The sequence below is a fragment of the Streptomyces flaveolus genome, from assembly GCF_000716535.1.
GTDB classification, from domain to species: Bacteria; Actinomycetota; Actinomycetes; order Streptomycetales; family Streptomycetaceae; genus Streptomyces; species Streptomyces flaveolus_A.
The window spans coordinates 1-18360 of sequence record NZ_JNWV01000049.1; the positions used below are offsets into that span (position 1 = coordinate 1).

At 70.0% G+C, this 18360-nt stretch carries 10 protein-coding genes, 1 tRNA gene and 1 rRNA gene; 11 read left to right on the top strand and 1 reads right to left on the bottom strand.

Annotation, left to right across the window (positions count from 1 at the left end; translation table 11 throughout):
* From rrf to OO52_RS39680, 3 genes are all read left to right on the top strand, one after another.
* Window positions 1–97: ribosomal RNA gene (gene rrf, locus OO52_RS46290) — 5S ribosomal RNA — on the top strand; the annotation flags it as partial.
* A gap of 114 nt (window positions 98–211) precedes the next feature.
* Window positions 212–874: a DegT/DnrJ/EryC1/StrS family aminotransferase gene (locus OO52_RS39675; protein ID WP_030655997.1), complete on the top strand. Its 663-nt coding sequence runs from the start codon at window positions 212–214 to the stop codon at window positions 872–874.
* A 95-nt stretch (window positions 875–969) separates the two neighbouring features.
* Window positions 970–1045: transfer RNA gene (locus OO52_RS39680), tRNA-Thr, on the top strand.
* Between the two features lie 44 nt (window positions 1046–1089).
* Here OO52_RS39680 and OO52_RS39685 read toward each other — a convergent pair.
* A complete protein-coding gene (locus tag OO52_RS39685) occupies window positions 1090–3849 on the bottom strand; it encodes a SpoIIE family protein phosphatase (protein ID WP_037630742.1) in 2760 nt (919 codons plus the stop codon).
* 411 nt (window positions 3850–4260) lie between these two features.
* Here OO52_RS39685 and OO52_RS39690 point away from each other — a divergent pair, with 411 nt between their 5' ends.
* The 8 genes from OO52_RS39690 (at window position 4261) to OO52_RS39725 (ending at window position 18111) form a co-directional block, all read left to right on the top strand.
* Window positions 4261–9720: a HAMP domain-containing protein gene (locus OO52_RS39690; RefSeq protein WP_106972149.1), complete on the top strand. Its 5460-nt coding sequence runs from the start codon at window positions 4261–4263 to the stop codon at window positions 9718–9720.
* A 283-nt stretch (window positions 9721–10003) separates the two neighbouring features.
* Complete coding sequence (locus OO52_RS39695) at window positions 10004–10684, top strand: response regulator (RefSeq protein WP_030940050.1); 681 nt, start codon at window positions 10004–10006, stop codon at window positions 10682–10684.
* 189 nt (window positions 10685–10873) lie between these two features.
* On the top strand, window positions 10874–13624 hold the full coding sequence (locus tag OO52_RS39700) for a DNA translocase FtsK (protein ID WP_030655990.1): 2751 nt from the start codon (window positions 10874–10876) through the stop codon (window positions 13622–13624).
* A 282-nt stretch (window positions 13625–13906) separates the two neighbouring features.
* A complete protein-coding gene (locus OO52_RS39705; RefSeq protein WP_030655987.1) occupies window positions 13907–14749 on the top strand; it encodes a helix-turn-helix domain-containing protein in 843 nt (280 codons plus the stop codon).
* Window positions 14750–14845: 96 nt separating this feature from the next.
* A complete protein-coding gene (gene rimO, locus OO52_RS39710) occupies window positions 14846–16318 on the top strand; it encodes a 30S ribosomal protein S12 methylthiotransferase RimO (protein WP_078877414.1) in 1473 nt (490 codons plus the stop codon).
* The gene (gene pgsA / locus OO52_RS39715; RefSeq protein WP_030655982.1) at window positions 16315–17085 is read left to right on the top strand and encodes a CDP-diacylglycerol--glycerol-3-phosphate 3-phosphatidyltransferase; all 771 of its coding nucleotides are present in this window, start codon (window positions 16315–16317) and stop codon (window positions 17083–17085) included. Before rimO ends, pgsA begins: the two co-directional genes overlap by 4 nt.
* Entirely contained in the window at window positions 17082–17627 is a 546-nt protein-coding gene (locus OO52_RS39720) for a CinA family protein (protein ID WP_030655979.1), read from the top strand. The genes pgsA and OO52_RS39720 overlap by 4 nt, the downstream gene beginning before the upstream one ends.
* 109 nt (window positions 17628–17736) lie before the next feature.
* Complete coding sequence (locus OO52_RS39725) at window positions 17737–18111, top strand: helix-turn-helix domain-containing protein (protein ID WP_030655977.1); 375 nt, start codon at window positions 17737–17739, stop codon at window positions 18109–18111.
* Window positions 18112–18360 lie beyond the last annotated feature (249 nt).

The window sequence follows — 18360 nt, forward strand, 5'->3', positions numbered from 1 at the left end:
GGAAACGCCCGGTTACATTCCGAACCCGGAAGCTAAGCCTCACAGCGCCGATGGTACTGCAGGGGGGACCCTGTGGGAGAGTAGGACGCCGCCGAACAAATTTTGAAAAGGTCGGATCCTGAATTTCGGTTCAGGGTCCGGCCTTTTTCCGTTGTGCGTAACGTGTCGTTCACGTTGCGAGCCCAGCATCCCAGACATGGGAACTGCAGCAATGCTCAGGGCCGCCGGCGTCGGAGTCGGTGACGAGGTCGTCGTACCGGCCTTCGGGAACGTCGAGGTCGCCGAGGCCGTGACGCTGGCGGGCGCGCTCCCGGTGTTCGCGGACATAGATCCCGTGACCTACTGCCTCGACCCGGACGCGGTCGAGGCGGCCGTAACCGCCCGTACCGCCGCGGTGGTTGTCGTCCACCGCTTCGGACGGCGGGCCGACATCGGGCGGTTGCACGCGCTCGGGCAGCGGCACGGGCTGCTGGTGCTGGAGCAGGGCGAGTCCGAGGCGCCGTACGACGAGATAGCGCAGCGCAGGCAGCGGGCCGCCTATCTCGACGCCAAGTTGAAGGGCGTACGGACGCCGGACGGCGGGGACGGGCACACCTATCAGCAGTACGTCGTGCGGGTACCGGGGAACGGCCGGCCGGACCGGGACGCCTTCGCGCGGGCCGTGCGGGCCAAGGGAGTCGAGTGCCGGGTGCCGGTGAAGACGCCCGTGCACCGGCTGCCGGAGTTCCGTCGGTGCATGTCGTTGCCGCAGACCGAGCTCGCCGCCGACGAAACGCTCGCGCTGCCCGTGGACGCCGCGCTCACCAAGCGGGAGATGCACCGCATCGTGTCCGCCTGCAACGCCCTGGGCGGTCTGCTTCAGCCCGCCTTCTGACCGGGCTCTGACCGGGCACCGTACGAATTTGGGAACTCGGGCCTGCTCGGGGTACAGTTTCTTCGTCGCCGCGAGGGAAACCTCGAAAACGACAGGCCCCTATAGCTCAGTCGGCAGAGCGTCTCCATGGTAAGGAGAAGGTCAACGGTTCGATTCCGTTTGGGGGCTCCAGAAAAAAGGCCCCACCCTTACGGGTGGGGCCTTTTCGTGCTCCCTCAGGCGTCCTTGTGGATTCCCGGGACCCGCATCGCCAGAATCGCCATGTCGTCGGACGGAGCGTCGGAGGCGAACCGCTCCACCGCGCGCATGATGCGTGCCGCGACCGCGCCCGCCGTCAGACCCGTGCACGTCGTGAGGACGTCGGCGAGGCCGTCGTCGCCCAGCATGCGCGAGCCCTCCCGGCGTTCGGTCACGCCGTCCGTGACGCAGAGCAGCACGTCACCCGGGTCGAGGGTGACCGTCTCCTCGTACAGCTCCAGGTCCTCGATGACGCCCAGCAGCGGCTGCGGTTCAGCCGCGGCGAGCACCGTGCCGTCCTGGCGCAGGCGCAGCGGGAGCGGGTGGCCGGCGCAGACCACCTTCAGTTCGGCGCTGCCGTCCTCCTGCGGGCGCATCTCGCCGTAGAGGAGGGTCAGGAAGCGGCTGCGGTCGCCCTCGTCGAGGATCGCGGAGTTCAGGCGCTCCAGCACGGCCGGGCCGGACAGGCCCTCGCGGGCCAGCAGGCGCAGGGCGTGCCGGGCCAGGCCGGTGACCGCCGCCGCGTTGGGGCCCGTACCGCAGACGTCCCCGATCGCGAAGCCGTAGGCGCCGTCGCCGATGGGGAAGAGGTCGTAGAAGTCGCCGCCGACCTCGTTGCCCTCGCCGGCCGCGCGGTAGATGACCTCGACCTCGACGCCGTCGATCTGCGGCAGGCCCGGCGGGAGCAGGCTGCGCTGGAGGGACTGGCTGATGGCCGTGCGCTCCGAGTACAGGCGGGCGTTGTCCAGGGCGAGGGCGGCCCGGCGGCTCAAGTCCTCGGCGAGTTCCAGGATTTCCTGGCGGAAGTGCTCGTCGGTGGGCTTGCCGAGGGTCAGCATGCCGATGACCCGGTTGCGGGCGACGAGCGGCAGGACGACCGTCTCACCGCCGACCGCGGAGGCCGTCGCGAGCGTCGGGCCGATGCCGGAGGCGATCTGGTGCGTGGGGCCGCCGGCCAGGCCCAGGCTGCGCATGGAGGTGCGCAGGGCGGCCTGGTGGGCGACCTCGCCGGGGGCCGTCCACACGCGGGCGCCGGGCGTCGGCACCGGGTCCGGCGGGGGGACCTTCGACAGCAACGACTTGATGCCGTCGATGAGTTCCTCGTCCTCGTGCAGGACGTACGACAGGTAGGGCTCGGAGGCCTGGTCGGCGATCGTGTAGACCGCGCACCAGGTGGCCAGGGTCGGGACCGTCATCTGGGCCATCAGGGCGAGGGTCTGGTCGCGGTCCAGGGTTCCGGCCAGCAGGTCGGAGGCCTCGACCAGGAAGCTCAGGGAGCCGCGGCGCAGCCGTTCCAGTTCGCCGAGGCGGGCCGACTCGACGGCCAGGGCGATGCGGTCGGCGGCGAACTGCAGGCGCAGCGCCTCCTCGTTGGTGTACCGGCCGGGTGCCTCCGCCGCGACGCCGAGGGAGCCGGTGAGGCGGCCCTCGACCTTGAGCGGGACGGTGACGACGGAGCGCATGCCGGTTCCGGCGAGCAGCGGTACGGCACCGGGGACGGCGGCGAGGTCGTCGTGGACGGCGGGCATGCGGGCGGAGCCGTAGCGGCCGGGGCCCGCTTCGACGGGTACGCGCGCGAAGCGCTGGCGGGCGGAGGGCAGGCCGGTGGAGGCGCGGACCTCCAGTTCCGTCTCGTCGTCGGTGGCGAGCAGGAGGAACGCGGAGTCGCCGTCGAGCATGTCGCGGGCGCGTTCCACCGTGCGCTGGAGGAGGCCGTCGAGGTCGTCCGGGGCGGGGGAGCCGATGAACACCTCGAAGGGGTCGGTGTTCTGCCCGTCGGCGGACGGGGCCGGGTCGGTGGCCGGGACGCGGGACGGGGTCTGCAGGACGGCGCGCTCGTGGTCGCGGACGAGGAGGCAGACGGTGGAGGGTTCGCCGCCGGTGTCGCGGACCCGGAGGTGGGAGGCGTACACCTGGGCCACGCGGCCGTCGGTGCCGCGGATGCCGTAGGTGCCCTCCCAGCGGGAGAGCTGGAGGGCCTCGGCGATGCCGGTGCCGGTGCCCGGGGTGTGCGGCCAGGCGGCCAGGTCGGTGAGGGGCTTGCCGATGACCTCGGACGCCGGGTAGCCGAACAGCTCCTCGGCGTCCTCGTTCCAGGCGCTGACGTTGCCCTTCCGGTCGACCTGGAGGACGGCGACGCGGACCCGGCCGTCGGCCAGCGGGAGGAGGTCGGCGGGCAGGGCCGGGCCGGCGGTGCGGGTGCCGACCGGGCGTTCGGGGAGGTGGAGGTGGAACCAGACGTTCTTGTGGGTGGGGGTGTAGTCCACGCCCCAGCGGGCGGCCAGGGCCGCGCAGAGCTGGAGGCCGCGGCCGCCTTCGCGGTCGGGGCTGCTCATGGCGACGGCGGAGCTCTGGAGGGGGACCTCGCGCTCCGGGTAGCGGTCGGAGACCTCGATGCGCACGCCGTCCTCGGTGCGCAGGCACAGCACCTCCGCGTGCGTGCCCGCGTGGACGACGGCGTTGGTCACCAACTCGCTGGTGAGGACGACCGCGTCGTCGACGATGTCGGCGAACCCCCAGCCCTGGAGGGTGTCGCGGACGAAGGACCGGGCGGTCGCGACCGATCGTCCGACGGGCTCGAAACTGGCAGCCGCGCGCGCGGTGATCACAGAACTCCTCGGCCGGTTGTCGACATGCAGGGCTGCGTGGCCGGCCGGCTCGCTCCGCTGCTGCGGCATCAGCTCGCCCGTCGGCTGTGGCTCCGGGGGCTGTCCCCCGGGGATCAGTCCGGTGGTCATGGTGTCCGGCCGCCCCTCCGATGCCCGCTCGTACTCGTGCCACCGCCCAGACCGGTCGGACCGGTGCGGCTGGACAGCCGCATGCAAGGTTACTTACCTTCGCGGTCCGAGCGGATGCCGGTCGCCGGTGTTTACGCCCCCAGGGTGTGCGGACGATGTGCGAAGCTGCCGAACTGTTATGGCCGGGTTCGGCCGGGGTGAAACACTGGGCAAGCTTCTGATGAAGGTCGGGTCGGGCTGCGTGTGTTGCGTGTACGGCGGGCAGCAGCCCCTGGTGTGGCCGGATCTCGTCTGGCAGAAATACGCAGCAGTAACCGGTACGCGGAAGTAACCGGTATGCCGATGACCGGCAGGCCGGGGCCGACGCGGCCGAGCACAGCAGTAACGGTCTACCCCTCCGGGAGGGACACAGTGGAGTCTGGCGCGGCGACGCGAGGCACGAGGACGCGCGCGAAAGGCGAACCGTCCCTGGGCAGGAGCGGCGGCACCACCACGGTGGACACGGCTGCCCTGAACCGGTTGCTGGCGGCTCTCCTGGCGATGCGGGACGGGAACTTCCGCAAGCGGCTCACGGTCTCCGGGGACGGCGTGATGTCGGAGATCGCGGCCGTCTTCAACGAGGTGGCCGACCGGAATCTGCATCTGACCGGTGAGCTGTCGCGGGTGCGGCGCATGGTGGGGCGTGAGGGAAAACTCACGGAGCGGCTGGAGACGGGAGCCTGTGAGGGCTCCTGGGCCACGGCCATCGACAACTCCAACGCGCTGGTGGACGACCTGGTCTGGCCGGTCTCCGAGGTCGGCCGCGTGCTCACGGCGGTCGCCGAGGGCGATCTGTCGCCGCGGATGGAGCTGCGGACGCAGGCGCCGGACGGCGCTACGGGGCATCCGCTGCGGGGCGAGTTCCTGAAGGTCGGCCGGACCGTCAACAACCTGGTCGACCAGTTGTCGACGTTCACGGACGAGGTCACGCGCGTGGCCAGCGAGGTCGGTACCGAGGGCAAGCTCGGCGGCCAGGCCCGGGTGCGCGGTATGTCCGGTTCGTGGAAGGACCTGACCGAGTCCGTCAACACCATGGCGGACCGGTTGACCGCTCAGGTGCGGGACATCGCCCTGGTGACCACGGCGGTCGCCAAGGGCGACCTGTCGCGGAAGGTGACCGTCCATGTCGCCGGCGAGATGCTGGAGCTGAAGAACACCGTCAACACGATGGTGGACCAGCTTTCGGCGTTCTCGTCCGAGGTCACGCGGGTGGCCCGGGAGGTGGGCACCGAGGGCATCCTGGGCGGCCGGGCGCAGGTGCCCGAGGTGGCCGGCGTGTGGAAGGAGCTGACGGACTCCGTCAACACGATGGCGGGCAACCTGACCGCGCAGGTGCGTGGGATCTCTCAGGTGACGACCGCTGTCGCCAACGGTGACCTGTCGCAGAAGGTGACGGTGCCGGCGCGCGGTGAGGTGGCGCAGCTCGCCGAGACGATCAACCAGATGACCGAGACGCTGCGGATCTTCGCGGACGAGGTCACGCGGGTGGCGAACGAGGTCGGCGCGGAGGGGCGGCTCGGCGGGCAGGCGAACGTGCCGGGCGCGGCGGGCACGTGGAAGGACCTCACGGACTCCGTCAACACGGTCTTCCGGAACCTGACCACGCAGGTGCGGGACATCGCCGCCGTGACGACGGCGGTGGCCAGCGGTGACCTGTCGCAGAAGGTCACGGTGGACGTGGCCGGCGAGATGCTGGAGCTGAAGAACACCGTCAACGGCATGGTGGACCAGCTGTCGGCGTTCGGTGCCGAGGTGACGCGGGTCGCGCGGGAGATCGGTGTCGAGGGTGAGCTGGGCGGCCAGGCGCAGGTGCCGGGCGCGGCCGGCACGTGGAAGGACCTGACGGACTCCGTCAACACCGCGTTCCGCAACCTCACCGGGCAGGTGCGCAACATCGCCCAGGTGACCACGGCGGTGGCCAACGGAGACCTTTCGCAGAAGGTCACCGTGGACGTGTCCGGCGAGATGCTCCAGCTGAAGAACACCGTGAACACGATGGTGGACCAGCTGTCGAGCTTCGCCGACCAGGTCACGCGGATGGCCCGGGACGTGGGTACGGAGGGCCGGCTGGGCGGTCAGGCCCGGGTGGACGGCGTCTCCGGTACGTGGAAGGAGTTGACGGACTCCGTCAACTTCATGGCCGGCAACCTGACGTCCCAGGTGCGGCAGATCGCCCAGGTGACGACGGCCGTGGCGCGCGGTGACCTGTCCCAGAAGATCGACGTCGACGCGCGGGGCGAGATCCTCGAGCTGAAGAACACGATCAACACGATGGTCGATCAGCTGTCCGCCTTCGCCGACCAGGTGACCCGGGTCGCGCGGGACGTGGGTACGGAGGGCCGCCTGGGCGGGCAGGCGCAGGTGCCCGGTGTGGCCGGTGTGTGGCGTGACCTGACCGACTCCGTGAACGGCATGGCCGGCAACCTCACGGCCCAGGTGCGCAACATCGCGCAGGTCGCCACCGCCGTGGCGCGCGGTGACCTGTCCCAGAAGATCACCGTGGACGCGCGCGGGGAGATCCTGGAGCTGAAGAACACCCTGAACACGATGGTGGACCAGCTGTCGTCGTTCGCCCAGGAGGTCACGCGGGTGGCCCGTGAGGTGGGTACGGAGGGCATCCTCGGCGGTCAGGCCGAGGTGCAGGGTGTCTCCGGCACCTGGAAGGACCTCACGCAGTCGGTGAACTTCATGGCGAACAACCTGACGATCCAGGTGCGCAACATCGCCGAGGTGACCACCGCGGTCGCCAAGGGTGACCTGTCGAAGAAGATCACTGTCGACGCGAAGGGCGAGATCCTCGAGCTCGTCACGACGGTCAACACGATGGTCGACCAGCTCTCCAGCTTCGCCGAGCAGGTGACCCGGGTGGCCCGTGAGGTGGGCACGGAGGGCATCCTGGGCGGCCAGGCGCACGTACCGGGTGTCACGGGCATCTGGAAGGACCTCAGCAACAACGTCAACCTGATGGCCAACAACCTGACCATGCAGGTGCGGAACATCTCCCAGGTGGCCGCGGCCGTCGCCAATGGTGACCTGACGCGGCAGGTGACGATCGAGGCGCGCGGTGAGGTCGCGCAGCTCGCCGACACCATCAACACCATGGTGAAGACGCTGAGTTCGTTCGCCGACCAGGTCACCAAGGTGGCCCGCGAGGTGGGCACGGACGGAATCCTGGGCGGCCAGGCGCACGTGCCGGGGGTGGCCGGCACCTGGAAGGACCTCACCGAGTCGGTGAACCAGATGGCGTCCAACCTGACCGGGCAGGTGCGCAACATCGCCATGGTCACCACGGCCATCGCCAAGGGTGACCTGACGAAGAAGATCGACATTGACGCCCGCGGCGAGATCCTCGAGCTGAAGACGACGATCAACACGATGGTCGACCAGCTGTCCAGCTTCGCCGAGGAGGTCACCCGGGTGGCCCGTGAGGTGGGTACGGAAGGACAGCTGGGCGGTCAGGCACGCGTGCGTGACGTCGACGGCACCTGGCGGGACCTCACCGAGTCCGTGAACGAGATGGCCGGGAACCTGACCCGGCAGGTGCGGGCCATCGCGCGCGTGGCGACCGCGGTGACCCGCGGCGACCTGAACCTGAAGATCGACGTGGACGCGTCCGGCGAGATCCAGGAGCTCCAGGACTACATCAACAAGATGATCGCCAACCTGCGCGACACGACGATCGCCAACAAGGAGCAGGACTGGCTCAAGGGCAACCTGGCCCGGATCTCGGCGCTCATGCAGGGCCGCCGGGACCTGGAGGACGTGGCGTCGCTGATCATGAGCGAGCTGACGCCGGTGGTGTCCGCGCAGCACGGCGCGTTCTTCGTGGCGATGCCGCTCATGGAGGGCAAGGGCGTCGGCAACGGCGAGGACGACTACGAGCTGCGGATGCTCGGCTCGTACGGCTACTCGATGGGCTCCATGCCGACGTCGTTCCGGCCCGGTGAGGCGCTGGTCGGCACGGCCGCGCAGGAGAAGCGCACGATCCTGGTCTCGGACGCGCCGAGCGGCTATCTGAGGATCTCCTCCGGGCTCGGCGAGGCGCCGCCCGCGCAGGTCATCGTGTTGCCGGTGCTGTTCGAGGGCAAGGTGCTCGGTGTGATCGAGCTGGCGTCCTTCACGCCCTTCACGCAGATCCAGAAGGACTTCCTCAACCAGATCGCCGAGATGATCGCCACCAGCGTCAACACCATCTCGGTCAACACCAAGACCGAGCAGTTGCTGAAGCAGTCGCAGGAGCTGACCGAGCAGCTGCGGGAGCGGTCGGCCGAGCTGGAGAACCGGCAGAAGGCGCTGCAGGCCTCCAACGCCGAACTGGAGGAGAAGGCCGAGCTGCTGGCCCGGCAGAACCGGGACATCGAGGTGAAGAACACCGAGATCGAGGAGGCCCGGCAGGTCCTGGAGGAGCGTGCCGAGCAGCTCGCGGTCTCGATGCGCTACAAGAGCGAGTTCCTCGCCAACATGTCGCACGAGCTGCGCACCCCGCTCAACTCGCTGCTGATCCTGGCGAAGCTGCTCGCCGACAACGCCGAGGGCAACCTCTCGCCCAAGCAGGTCGAGTTCGCCGAGACCATTCACGGCGCGGGCTCCGACCTGCTCCAGCTGATCAACGACATCCTCGACCTGTCGAAGGTCGAGGCGGGCAAGATGGACGTCTCCCCGACGCGGATCGCGCTCGTCCAGCTCGTGGACTACGTGGAGGCCACTTTCCGGCCGCTGACCGCGGAGAAGGGCCTGGACCTGTCCGTACGGGTCTCGCCGGAGCTGCCGGCGACCCTGCACACCGACGAGCAGCGGCTGCTGCAGGTGCTGCGCAACCTGCTGTCCAACGCGGTGAAGTTCACCGACTCCGGATCGGTGGAGCTGGTGATCCGGCCCGCCGGCGCGAGCGTGCCCCAGTCCATCCGGGAGCAGCTGCTGGAGGCCGGTTCCCTGCGTGATCCGGGCGGCGAGCTGATCGCGTTCTCGGTGACCGACACCGGTATCGGCATCGCGGCCAGCAAGATGCGGGTGATCTTCGAGGCGTTCAAGCAGGCGGACGGCACCACCAGCCGCAAGTACGGCGGCACCGGCCTCGGCCTGTCGATCTCGCGGGAGATCGCGCAGCTGCTCGGCGGTGAGATCCACGCGCAGAGCGAGCCGGGGCGTGGCTCGACGTTCACGCTCTACCTGCCGCTGCACCCGAGCGAACTGCCGCCGCAGGGTTACCAGCAGTCGGTGGCCGCGCTGGAGGCCGGTGATCTGGTCGCCTCGGAGGCGCATCTGTCCTCGGAGCTGTCCGCGGTGGAGATCGAGACGCCGGCCGAGGTGAAGTCGTACCGGGAGACGCAGAACGGCCCCGCCGCGCTCTTCAGGCGCCGGCGGCGGAGCCTGCCGGAGGACGGGCAGCGGTTGTCCGAGCAGTGGACGGCGGTGCCGGAGCAGGAACGCGCGCCGCAGGGCCGCGCGGTGCGGTTCGGCGGCGAGAAGGTGCTGATCGTCGACGACGACATCCGCAATGTGTTCGCGCTGACCAGCGTCCTGGAGCAGCACGGCCTGTCGGTGCTGTACGCGGAGAACGGCCGCGAGGGCATCGAGGTGCTGGAGCAGCACGACGACGTGGCGGTCGTCCTGATGGACATCATGATGCCCGAGATGGACGGGTACGCGACGACCACGGCGATCCGCAGGATGCCGCAGTTCGCGGGGCTGCCGATCATCGCGCTCACCGCGAAGGCGATGAAGGGCGACCGGGAGAAGGCGATCGAGTCGGGCGCTTCCGACTATGTCACCAAGCCGGTCGATCCTGATCACCTGCTGTCGGTGATGCGTCAGTGGATGACCGCGGAGTGACCGCGGTGAGCGGATCGGACGGGTGCGCGGTGAACGCCGGGGGAACCTCCGGCGGCCCCCGGGAGTTGCTGCATGATGAAGGCCGGGTACGCGCGGGAATCCCGGATTCCGGGAACCATACGGGGTCTCGCCGCGTTTCCGCTATGTGCACAGTGACATCGCGGTGACAGGGTGTGTCGACAGGCGGGGTGCGGCTACGATGACCGGCACAAGGACGGGCGGCGAAAGGGAGTCGTCCCCTGGGGCGGCGCCCGGTGTACCGCCGGGGCGAGGAGGGCGGGCCATGGTGCAGAAGGCCAAGATCCTCCTGGTCGATGACCGGCCGGAGAATCTGCTGGCGCTGGAGGCCATCCTCTCTGCGCTCGATCAGACGCTGGTGCGGGCATCGAGCGGGGAGGAAGCGCTCAAAGCGCTGCTCACGGACGATTTCGCGGTCATTCTGCTGGACGTCCAGATGCCGGGCATGGACGGGTTCGAGACCGCCGCGCACATCAAGCGGCGCGAGCGCACCCGGGACATCCCGATCATCTTCCTCACGGCGATCAACCACGGCCCGCACCACACCTTCCGGGGGTACGCGGCGGGCGCGGTGGACTACATCAGCAAGCCGTTCGACCCGTGGGTGCTGCGCGCGAAGGTCTCGGTCTTCGTCGAGCTGTACATGAAGAACTGCCAGCTTCGGGAGCAGGCGGCGCTGCTGCGGCTCCAGTTGGAGGGCGGTGGCAAGGGCGGATCCGCCGGCAAGGAGTCGGCAGGGCTCCTCGCCGAGCTGTCCGCGCGGCTCGCGGCCGTCGAGGAGCAGGCGGAGGCGCTGTCCAAGCAGTTGGACGACGACTCCGCGGACGCGGCCGCGGTGGCCACGGCGGCCCATCTGGAGCGCAAACTCACCGGGTTGCGCCGCGCCCTCGACGCCCTGGAGCCGGGCGCGGGCGGCGCCGGTGCCTCGGTGCCCTCGCAGAACTGACGAACCGGCAGAGCTGACGTACACGCAGGACTGAGCCCACGCGGAACGGACGTACGCGCGGAACTGACGTGCGCCGCGACCGGGTCGCGGATGAGCGTGCGTCAGTTCCGGGCCTCCGCAGGCACGACACGAACGGGTGAAGCTGTGGGCACACGTGTCCGTTGTCGTCTCCCCCGGTAACCTCACACCATGGCCTCACGTCCCTCCGCAGCCAAGAAGCAGCCCGCCAAGAAGGCGGCGGCTCCCGCGAAGGCTCCGGCGAAGAAGGCCGCCCCGAGGAAAGCCCCGGCCAAGAGGGCGCCCGCCAAGAAGGTCTCGGCGAAGAAGGCCGCGCCCGCCAAGCCGGCGCCCAGCCCGACCGGTGGCCTGTACCGGCTCGTGCGCGCCCTCTGGCTCGGCCTGGCGCACGCCGTCGGCGCCGTCTTCCGCGGCATAGGGCAGGGCGCGAAGAACCTCGACCCGGCCCACCGTAAGGACGGCGTCGCGCTGCTGCTGCTCGGCATCGCCCTGATCGTCGCCGCCGGTACCTGGGCGGATCTGCGGGGGCCCGTCGGTGACCTGGTCGAGATCCTGGTCACCGGCGCCTTCGGCCGGCTCGACCTGCTGGTGCCGATACTGCTCGCGGTGATCGCCGTACGGTTCATCCGGCACCCGGAGCAGCCGGAGGCCAACGGGCGGATCGTGATCGGCCTGTCCGCGCTCGTCGTCGGCGTCCTCGGCCAGGTCCACATCGCCTGTGGCTCGCCCGCGCGCAGCGACGGCATGCAGGGCATAAGGGACGCCGGCGGCCTGATCGGCTGGGCGGCGGCCACCCCGCTGACGTACACCATGACCGACGTCCTCGCCGTACCGCTGCTGGTGCTGCTGACCGTCTTCGGACTGCTCGTGGTGACCGCCACCCCGGTCAACGCCATCCCGCAGCGGCTGCGGACGCTCGGCGTGCACCTGGGCGTGCTGCGCGACCCCGAGGAGGACGAGTTCGGGGAGGAGCACTACGACGAGCAGTGGGGCGAGGCGACGCCCGCGCGCCCCCGCAGACGCTCAGCCGCCCCGCAGACGTACGACCCCGACGGCGCCGAGGAGGAGGCCCTCTCGCAGCGCCGCGGGCGCCCCAGGCGTTCCGCGGTGCCCCAGCCGGACCTGCAGCGGCAGATGGACGCCGTGGACGTCGCGGCGGCGGCCGCCGCCGCGCTCGACGGCGCCGTCCTGCACGGCATGCCGCCGTCCCCGCTCGTCGCCGACCTCACCCAGGGGGTGAGTGCGGGCGAGCGGGAGGACACCACGCCGGTGCCCGCGCCGGCGCCCGCCGCCGAACCGGCTCCCGCTCCTGCTCCCGCGCCGGTCCCGGCGGCCCGTCCCAAGCAGGAGAAGCTGACGACCGGCTCCGTCCCGGACCTGACCAAGAAGGCCCCGGAGGAGCCCCGCGACCTGCCCGCGCGCGCGGAGCAGCTCCAGCTCTCCGGCGACATCACCTACGCGCTGCCCTCCCTGGACCTGCTCCAGCGCGGCGGCCCCGGCAAGGCCCGCAGCGCGGCCAACGACGCCGTCGTCGCCTCGCTCACCCAGGTCTTCACCGAGTTCAAGGTCGACGCGCGCGTCACCGGCTTCACCCGCGGCCCGACGGTCACCCGCTACGAGGTCGAACTCGGCCCCGCCGTGAAGGTCGAGCGGATCACCGCGCTCACCAAGAACATCGCGTACGCGGTGGCCAGCCCCGACGTGCGGATCATCAGCCCGATCCCCGGCAAGTCCGCGGTCGGCATCGAGATCCCGAACACCGACCGGGAGATGGTCAACCTCGGCGACGTGCTGCGTCTCGCGGAGTCGGCGGAGGACGACGACCCGATGCTGGTCGCCTTCGGCAAGGACGTCGAGGGCGGGTACGTCATGCACTCGCTGGCGAAGATGCCGCACATGCTGGTCGCCGGCGCCACCGGCTCCGGCAAGTCGTCCTGCATCAACTGCCTGATCACCTCGGTCATGATGCGGGCGACCCCGGAGGACGTCCGGATGATCCTGGTCGACCCCAAGCGCGTGGAGCTGACCGCCTACGAGGGCATCCCGCACCTGATCACGCCGATCATCACCAACCCCAAGCGGGCCGCCGAGGCGCTGCAGTGGGTGGTCCGCGAGATGGACCTGCGGTACGACGACCTGGCCGCCTACGGATACCGGCACATCGACGACTTCAACCGTGCGGTGCGCGAGGGCAAGGCCAAGCCGCCCGAGGGCAGCGAGCGCGAGCTGCAGCCGTACCCGTACCTGCTGGTGATCGTGGACGAGCTGGCCGACCTCATGATGGTCGCCCCGCGGGACGTCGAGGACGCGATCGTGCGCATCACGCAGCTCGCGCGCGCGGCCGGCATCCACCTGGTGCTCGCCACCCAGCGCCCGTCGGTCGACGTGGTCACCGGTCTGATCAAGGCCAACGTGCCCTCCCGGCTGGCCTTCGCCACCTCCTCGCTGGCCGACTCCCGGGTCATCCTCGACCAGCCCGGCGCCGAGAAGCTCATCGGCAAGGGTGACGGCCTGTTCCTGCCGATGGGCGCGAACAAGCCCACGCGTATGCAGGGCGCGTTCGTGACCGAGGAGGAGGTCGCGGCCGTCGTCCGGCACTGCAAGGAGCAGATGGCGCCGGTCTTCCGGGACGACGTCACCGTGGGCACCAAGCAGAAGAAGGAGATCGACGAGGACATCGGCGACGACCTCGACCTGCTGTGCCAGGCGGCCGAGCTGGTCGTCTCCACCCAGTTCGGCTCGACGTCCATGCTCCAGCGCAAGCTGCGCGTCGGCTTCGCCAAGGCCGGGCGGCTCATGGACCTCATGGAGTCCCGCAACATCGTGGGGCCGAGCGAGGGCTCCAAGGCGCGTGACGTCCTCGTGAAGCCCGACGACCTGGACGGTGTGCTCGCCGTGATCCGTGGGGAGTCGGAGGGGTGAGGCGCGAAGGGCCGTTCGGCGGACGCGGTTTACGCCGGGTGGCGGGACCGCCGTGACCCACCCGTTAGCCACCGGCGGGCAACCGTTTCCCTTTGTCGTACGTCCAGTTGAGCGAAAGGACAGGTAGGCGCCCCATCATGGGGTACCAGCCTGTCGAACCATCGGATTGTCCGTCCATTCCGATGGCGCACAAATGTCCTACCGTCCGGTTGTCCCACCCTTTCGTACCCCCCCTAGACTGAGCTTCCAGCACAGGTGGCTACACGCTCGAAAGGCGCCCCCGTGTCCATCGGCAACTCCCCTGAAGACGAGCGTCCGTTCCGAGACGAGTCCCAGGAAGCCCGACCTTCTGTGGGCCGCGCGCTGCAGCAGGCGCGGATCGCGGCCGGGCTCACCGTGGGCGACGTCAGCAGTGCCACTCGTGTCCGTATCGCCATCGTGCACGCCATCGAGGCGGACGACTTCGCCCCCTGTGGCGGTGACGTGTACGCCCGTGGACACATCCGCACGCTGGCCAGGGCCGTCCACCTCGATCCCGAACCGCTGATCGCCCAGTACGACGCCGAGCACGGCGGCCGGCCCGCGCCCACCCCCGCCGCACCCCTGTTCGAGGCGGAGCGCATCCGGCCCGAGCGGCGCGGCCCGAACTGGACCGCCGCGATGGTCGCCGCGATCGTCGTCGTGATCGGGTTCGTCGGGTTCACCGCGTTCAAGGGCGGCGGAGACTCCGGTGACGCGAAGTCGCAGGTCGCCGACGGCCTCACGCCCACCCCCGGCAAGTCCGCCTCGCCCACGCCCAAGAAGGACAAGCCCGCCGCGCCGACCGGCGAGCCCTCCGACAGCGCCATCGCCGCCGCGCCCCAGGACAAGGTCACCGTCCAGGTCAGCGCGCCCAACGGACGAAGCTGGATCTCGGCCAAGGACCACAACGGCCGGATGCTCTTCGACGGGCTGTTGAAGAAGGGCCAGTCCAAGACCTTCCAGGACAGCTCCAAGATCAACCTGATCCTCGGCGACGCCGGTGCGATCGAGCTGTACGTCAACGGCAAGAAGATCGAGGACACCTTCCGGCCCGGCGCGGTGGAGCGCCTCACCTACACCAAGGGCGACCCGGTCGCGGGCTGACGCGGGGCGCGGCGCGACGGTTGTGTGACGGAGTCGGCCACAATCGGCCAACCCCGTCGACGTGGGCTGTCAGTGAGACAAAGTAGTCTTGAGCCCATGCCTGAACGCCGTACCGTCGCACTCGTCACTCTCGGCTGCGCTCGTAACGAGGTGGATTCCGAGGAGCTCGCAGGCCGTTTGGAGGCGGACGGCTGGCAGCTCGTCGAGGACGCCGCGGACGCCGACGTCGCCGTGGTCAACACCTGTGGCTTCGTGGAGGCCGCCAAGAAGGACTCCGTCGACGCGCTGCTGGAGGCCAACGACCTCAAGAGCCACGGCAGAACCCAGGCCGTCGTGGCGGTGGGCTGCATGGCCGAGCGGTACGGCAAGGAGCTGGCCGAGGCGCTGCCGGAAGCCGACGGTGTCCTCGGATTCGACGACTACACGAACATCTCGGACCGCCTGCAGACCATCCTGTCCGGCGGCATCCACGCCGCCCACACCCCGCGCGACCGGCGCAAGCTGCTGCCGATCAGCCCCGCCGAACGCCAGGAGTCGGCCGCGTCCGTCGCGCTGCCCGGGCACGGCCCGGCCGACCTCCCGGAGGGCGTCGCGCCCGCCTCGGGCCCCCGGGCACCGCTGCGCCGCCGTCTGGACGGTGCCCCGGTCGCCTCGGTCAAGCTCGCCTCGGGCTGCGACCGGCGCTGCTCCTTCTGCGCCATCCCCTCCTTCCGCGGCTCCTTCATCTCCCGCCGCCCCAGCGACGTCCTGAACGAGACCCGCTGGCTGGCCGAGCAGGGCGTGAAGGAGATCATGCTGGTCTCCGAGAACAACACCTCCTACGGCAAGGACCTCGGCGACATCCGCCTGCTGGAGTCCCTGCTGCCGGAGCTGGCCGAGGTCGACGGCCTCGAGCGGGTCCGGGTGAGCTACCTCCAGCCGGCCGAGATGCGCCCGGGCCTGATCGACGTCCTGACCTCCACCCCGAAGGTCGCCCCCTACTTCGACCTGTCCTTCCAGCACTCCGCGCCCGACGTGCTGCGCGCCATGCGCCGCTTCGGCGACACCGACCGCTTCCTGGAACTGCTCGACACGATCCGGAGCAAGGCCCCCGAGGCCGGTGTGCGCTCCAACTTCATCGTCGGCTTCCCCGGTGAGACCGAGTCCGACCTGGCCGAACTGGAGCGCTTCCTGACCGGCGCCCGGCTGGACGCCATCGGCGTCTTCGGGTACTCGGACGAGGAGGGCACGGAAGCGGCGACGTACGACAACAAGCTGGACGAGGACGTCGTCGCCGAGCGCCTCGCCCACATCTCCCGGCTCGCCGAGGAACTCGTCTCGCAGCGCGCCGAGGAGCGCGTCGGCGAGACCGTCCAGGTCCTGGTGGAGTCCGTGGACGAGGAGGAGGGCGTCTACGGCCGCGGCGCCCACCAGGCGCCGGAGACCGACGGCCAGGTGCTCCTCACGAGCGGCGCGGGTCTGAGCGTCGGACGTATGGTCGAGGCGAAGGTGGTCGGCACCGAGGGCGTCGACCTGGTGGCCGAGCCGCTGACCGGCTCGCTCGCGTGTAGTGAGGAGGCGGGCAGATGACCGGAGTCCCGGCATCCGCCGCGGGCGGCTCCTCCGGTGCGCAGGGCGCCCGGGGCTCCGCCGCCGCTGCCGACGGCGGAAACCCGTCCGAGGTCTCCGGTTCTGCTTCGGGTGCGGCCACGGCCCCCGAGGGCGGCAAGTCCCCGCGTGGCGGGAAGATCGCGGCCGCGGCCGTCAACCAGGCGAGCGTCTGGAACGTCGCCAATCTGCTGACGATGCTCCGGCTGGTCCTGGTGCCCGGCTTCGTGGCACTGATGCTGGCCGGCGGCGGCTATGACCCGGCCTGGCGCTCCCTGGCCTGGGCGGCCTTCGCCATCGCCATGATCACCGACCTGTTCGACGGGCATCTGGCGCGCACCTACAACCTGGTCACCGACTTCGGGAAGATCGCCGATCCGATCGCCGACAAGGCGATCATGGGTGCGGCGCTCATCTGTCTGTCCGGCCTCGGCGATCTGCCGTGGTGGGTGACGGCCGTCATCCTCGGCCGGGAACTCGGCATCACCCTGCTGCGTTTTCTGGTCATTCGCTACGGTGTGATCCCCGCCAGCCGGGGCGGCAAACTGAAGACGCTCACCCAGGGCGTCGCCGTCGGGATGTACGTCCTGGCCCTGACCGGGTGGCTCGCCACCCTGCGCTTCTGGGTGATGGCCGCGGCGGTCGTCCTCACCGTCGTCACGGGCCTCGACTACGTAAGACAAGCCATTGTGCTGCGCCGGCGGGGAATCGCCGAGCGTGCCGCAGCGTTGGAGGAGACGGAAGCGTGAGTTCGCGGGCCACCGAACTGGTGCGACTACTGACCGTGAGGGGCGAGACCCTCGCCGTCGCGGAGTCGCTGACCGGTGGCCTGGTAGCGGCGGAGATCACCGGGGTACCCGGAGCCTCCCGGGTGTTCCGGGGCTCGATCACCGCCTACGCCACCGAACTGAAACATGAGCTGCTGGGCGTCGACGCCACCCTGCTGGCCCAGCGCGGAGCGGTGGATCCGCAGGTCGCGGGCCAGATGGCGGCCGGAGTCCGCAAGGTTCTGGGCGCCGACTGGGGCATCGCGACCACCGGGGTCGCCGGCCCCGATCCGCAGGACGGCAAGCCCGTCGGGACGGTCTTCGTGGCCGTCGACGGACCCCTTGCCGCCCGGGCCGGTTCTGCCGGTGGCGGAAAAGTCGAGGCTCTGCGGTTGAACGGCAGCCGTGCGGAAATTCGTATGGAGAGTGTACGGAGCGTACTCGCAGTGCTCCTGGAGCAGCTTGCGGGCGAACAGACTGGGAATGAGCGGGCACAGGATACGGAACGGAACGGGGGGTTTTGATGTTTGCAGCCCTGAGTGAACACGACATCGCTCCCCGCACGGCCGCGGCGCAAGGCGGTACGGTGGGGCGAGAAGGATGCGGCTACGCGGTCCGAGGAGGGAGCCACCGATGATTCTGCTCCGTCGCCTGCTGGGTGACGTGCTGCGTCGGCAGCGCCAACGCCAGGGCCGTACTCTGCGCGAAGTCTCCTCGTCCGCCCGAGTCTCACTCGGCTATCTCTCCGAGGTGGAGCGGGGGCAGAAGGAGGCTTCCTCCGAACTGCTCTCCGCCATCTGCGACGCGCTGGACGTACGGATGTCGGAACTCATGCGAGAGGTGAGCGACGAGCTGGCGCTCGCCGAACTGGCCCAGTCCGCCCGGGCCACTGAACCGGTACCCACGCCGGTCCGGCCGATGCTGGGTTCCGTGTCGGTGACCGGTGTGCCACCGGAACGGGTGACCATCAAGGCGCCCGCGGAAGCGGTGGACGTCGTCGCCGCTTGAGGTTCGCGTACGCGGTCTGACCATCCGAGACGAGTGACGCTCCGATACCGGTGAACGACCTGGACACGGCGCAGCGATCCGGATGCGTGTGAAGCGATCCGGTCGCGGGTGACTCGACCCTGTTCCGGGTGAAGCGATCCCGCTGCGGGTCAAGATCCGAGACGGCTTGAGCCCCGGCCGGCTTCTCCAGGGAGACCTGGGGAGCCGGCCGGGGCTTTTCGTCGCTCTGGAAGCGATCTGCGCCCGTTT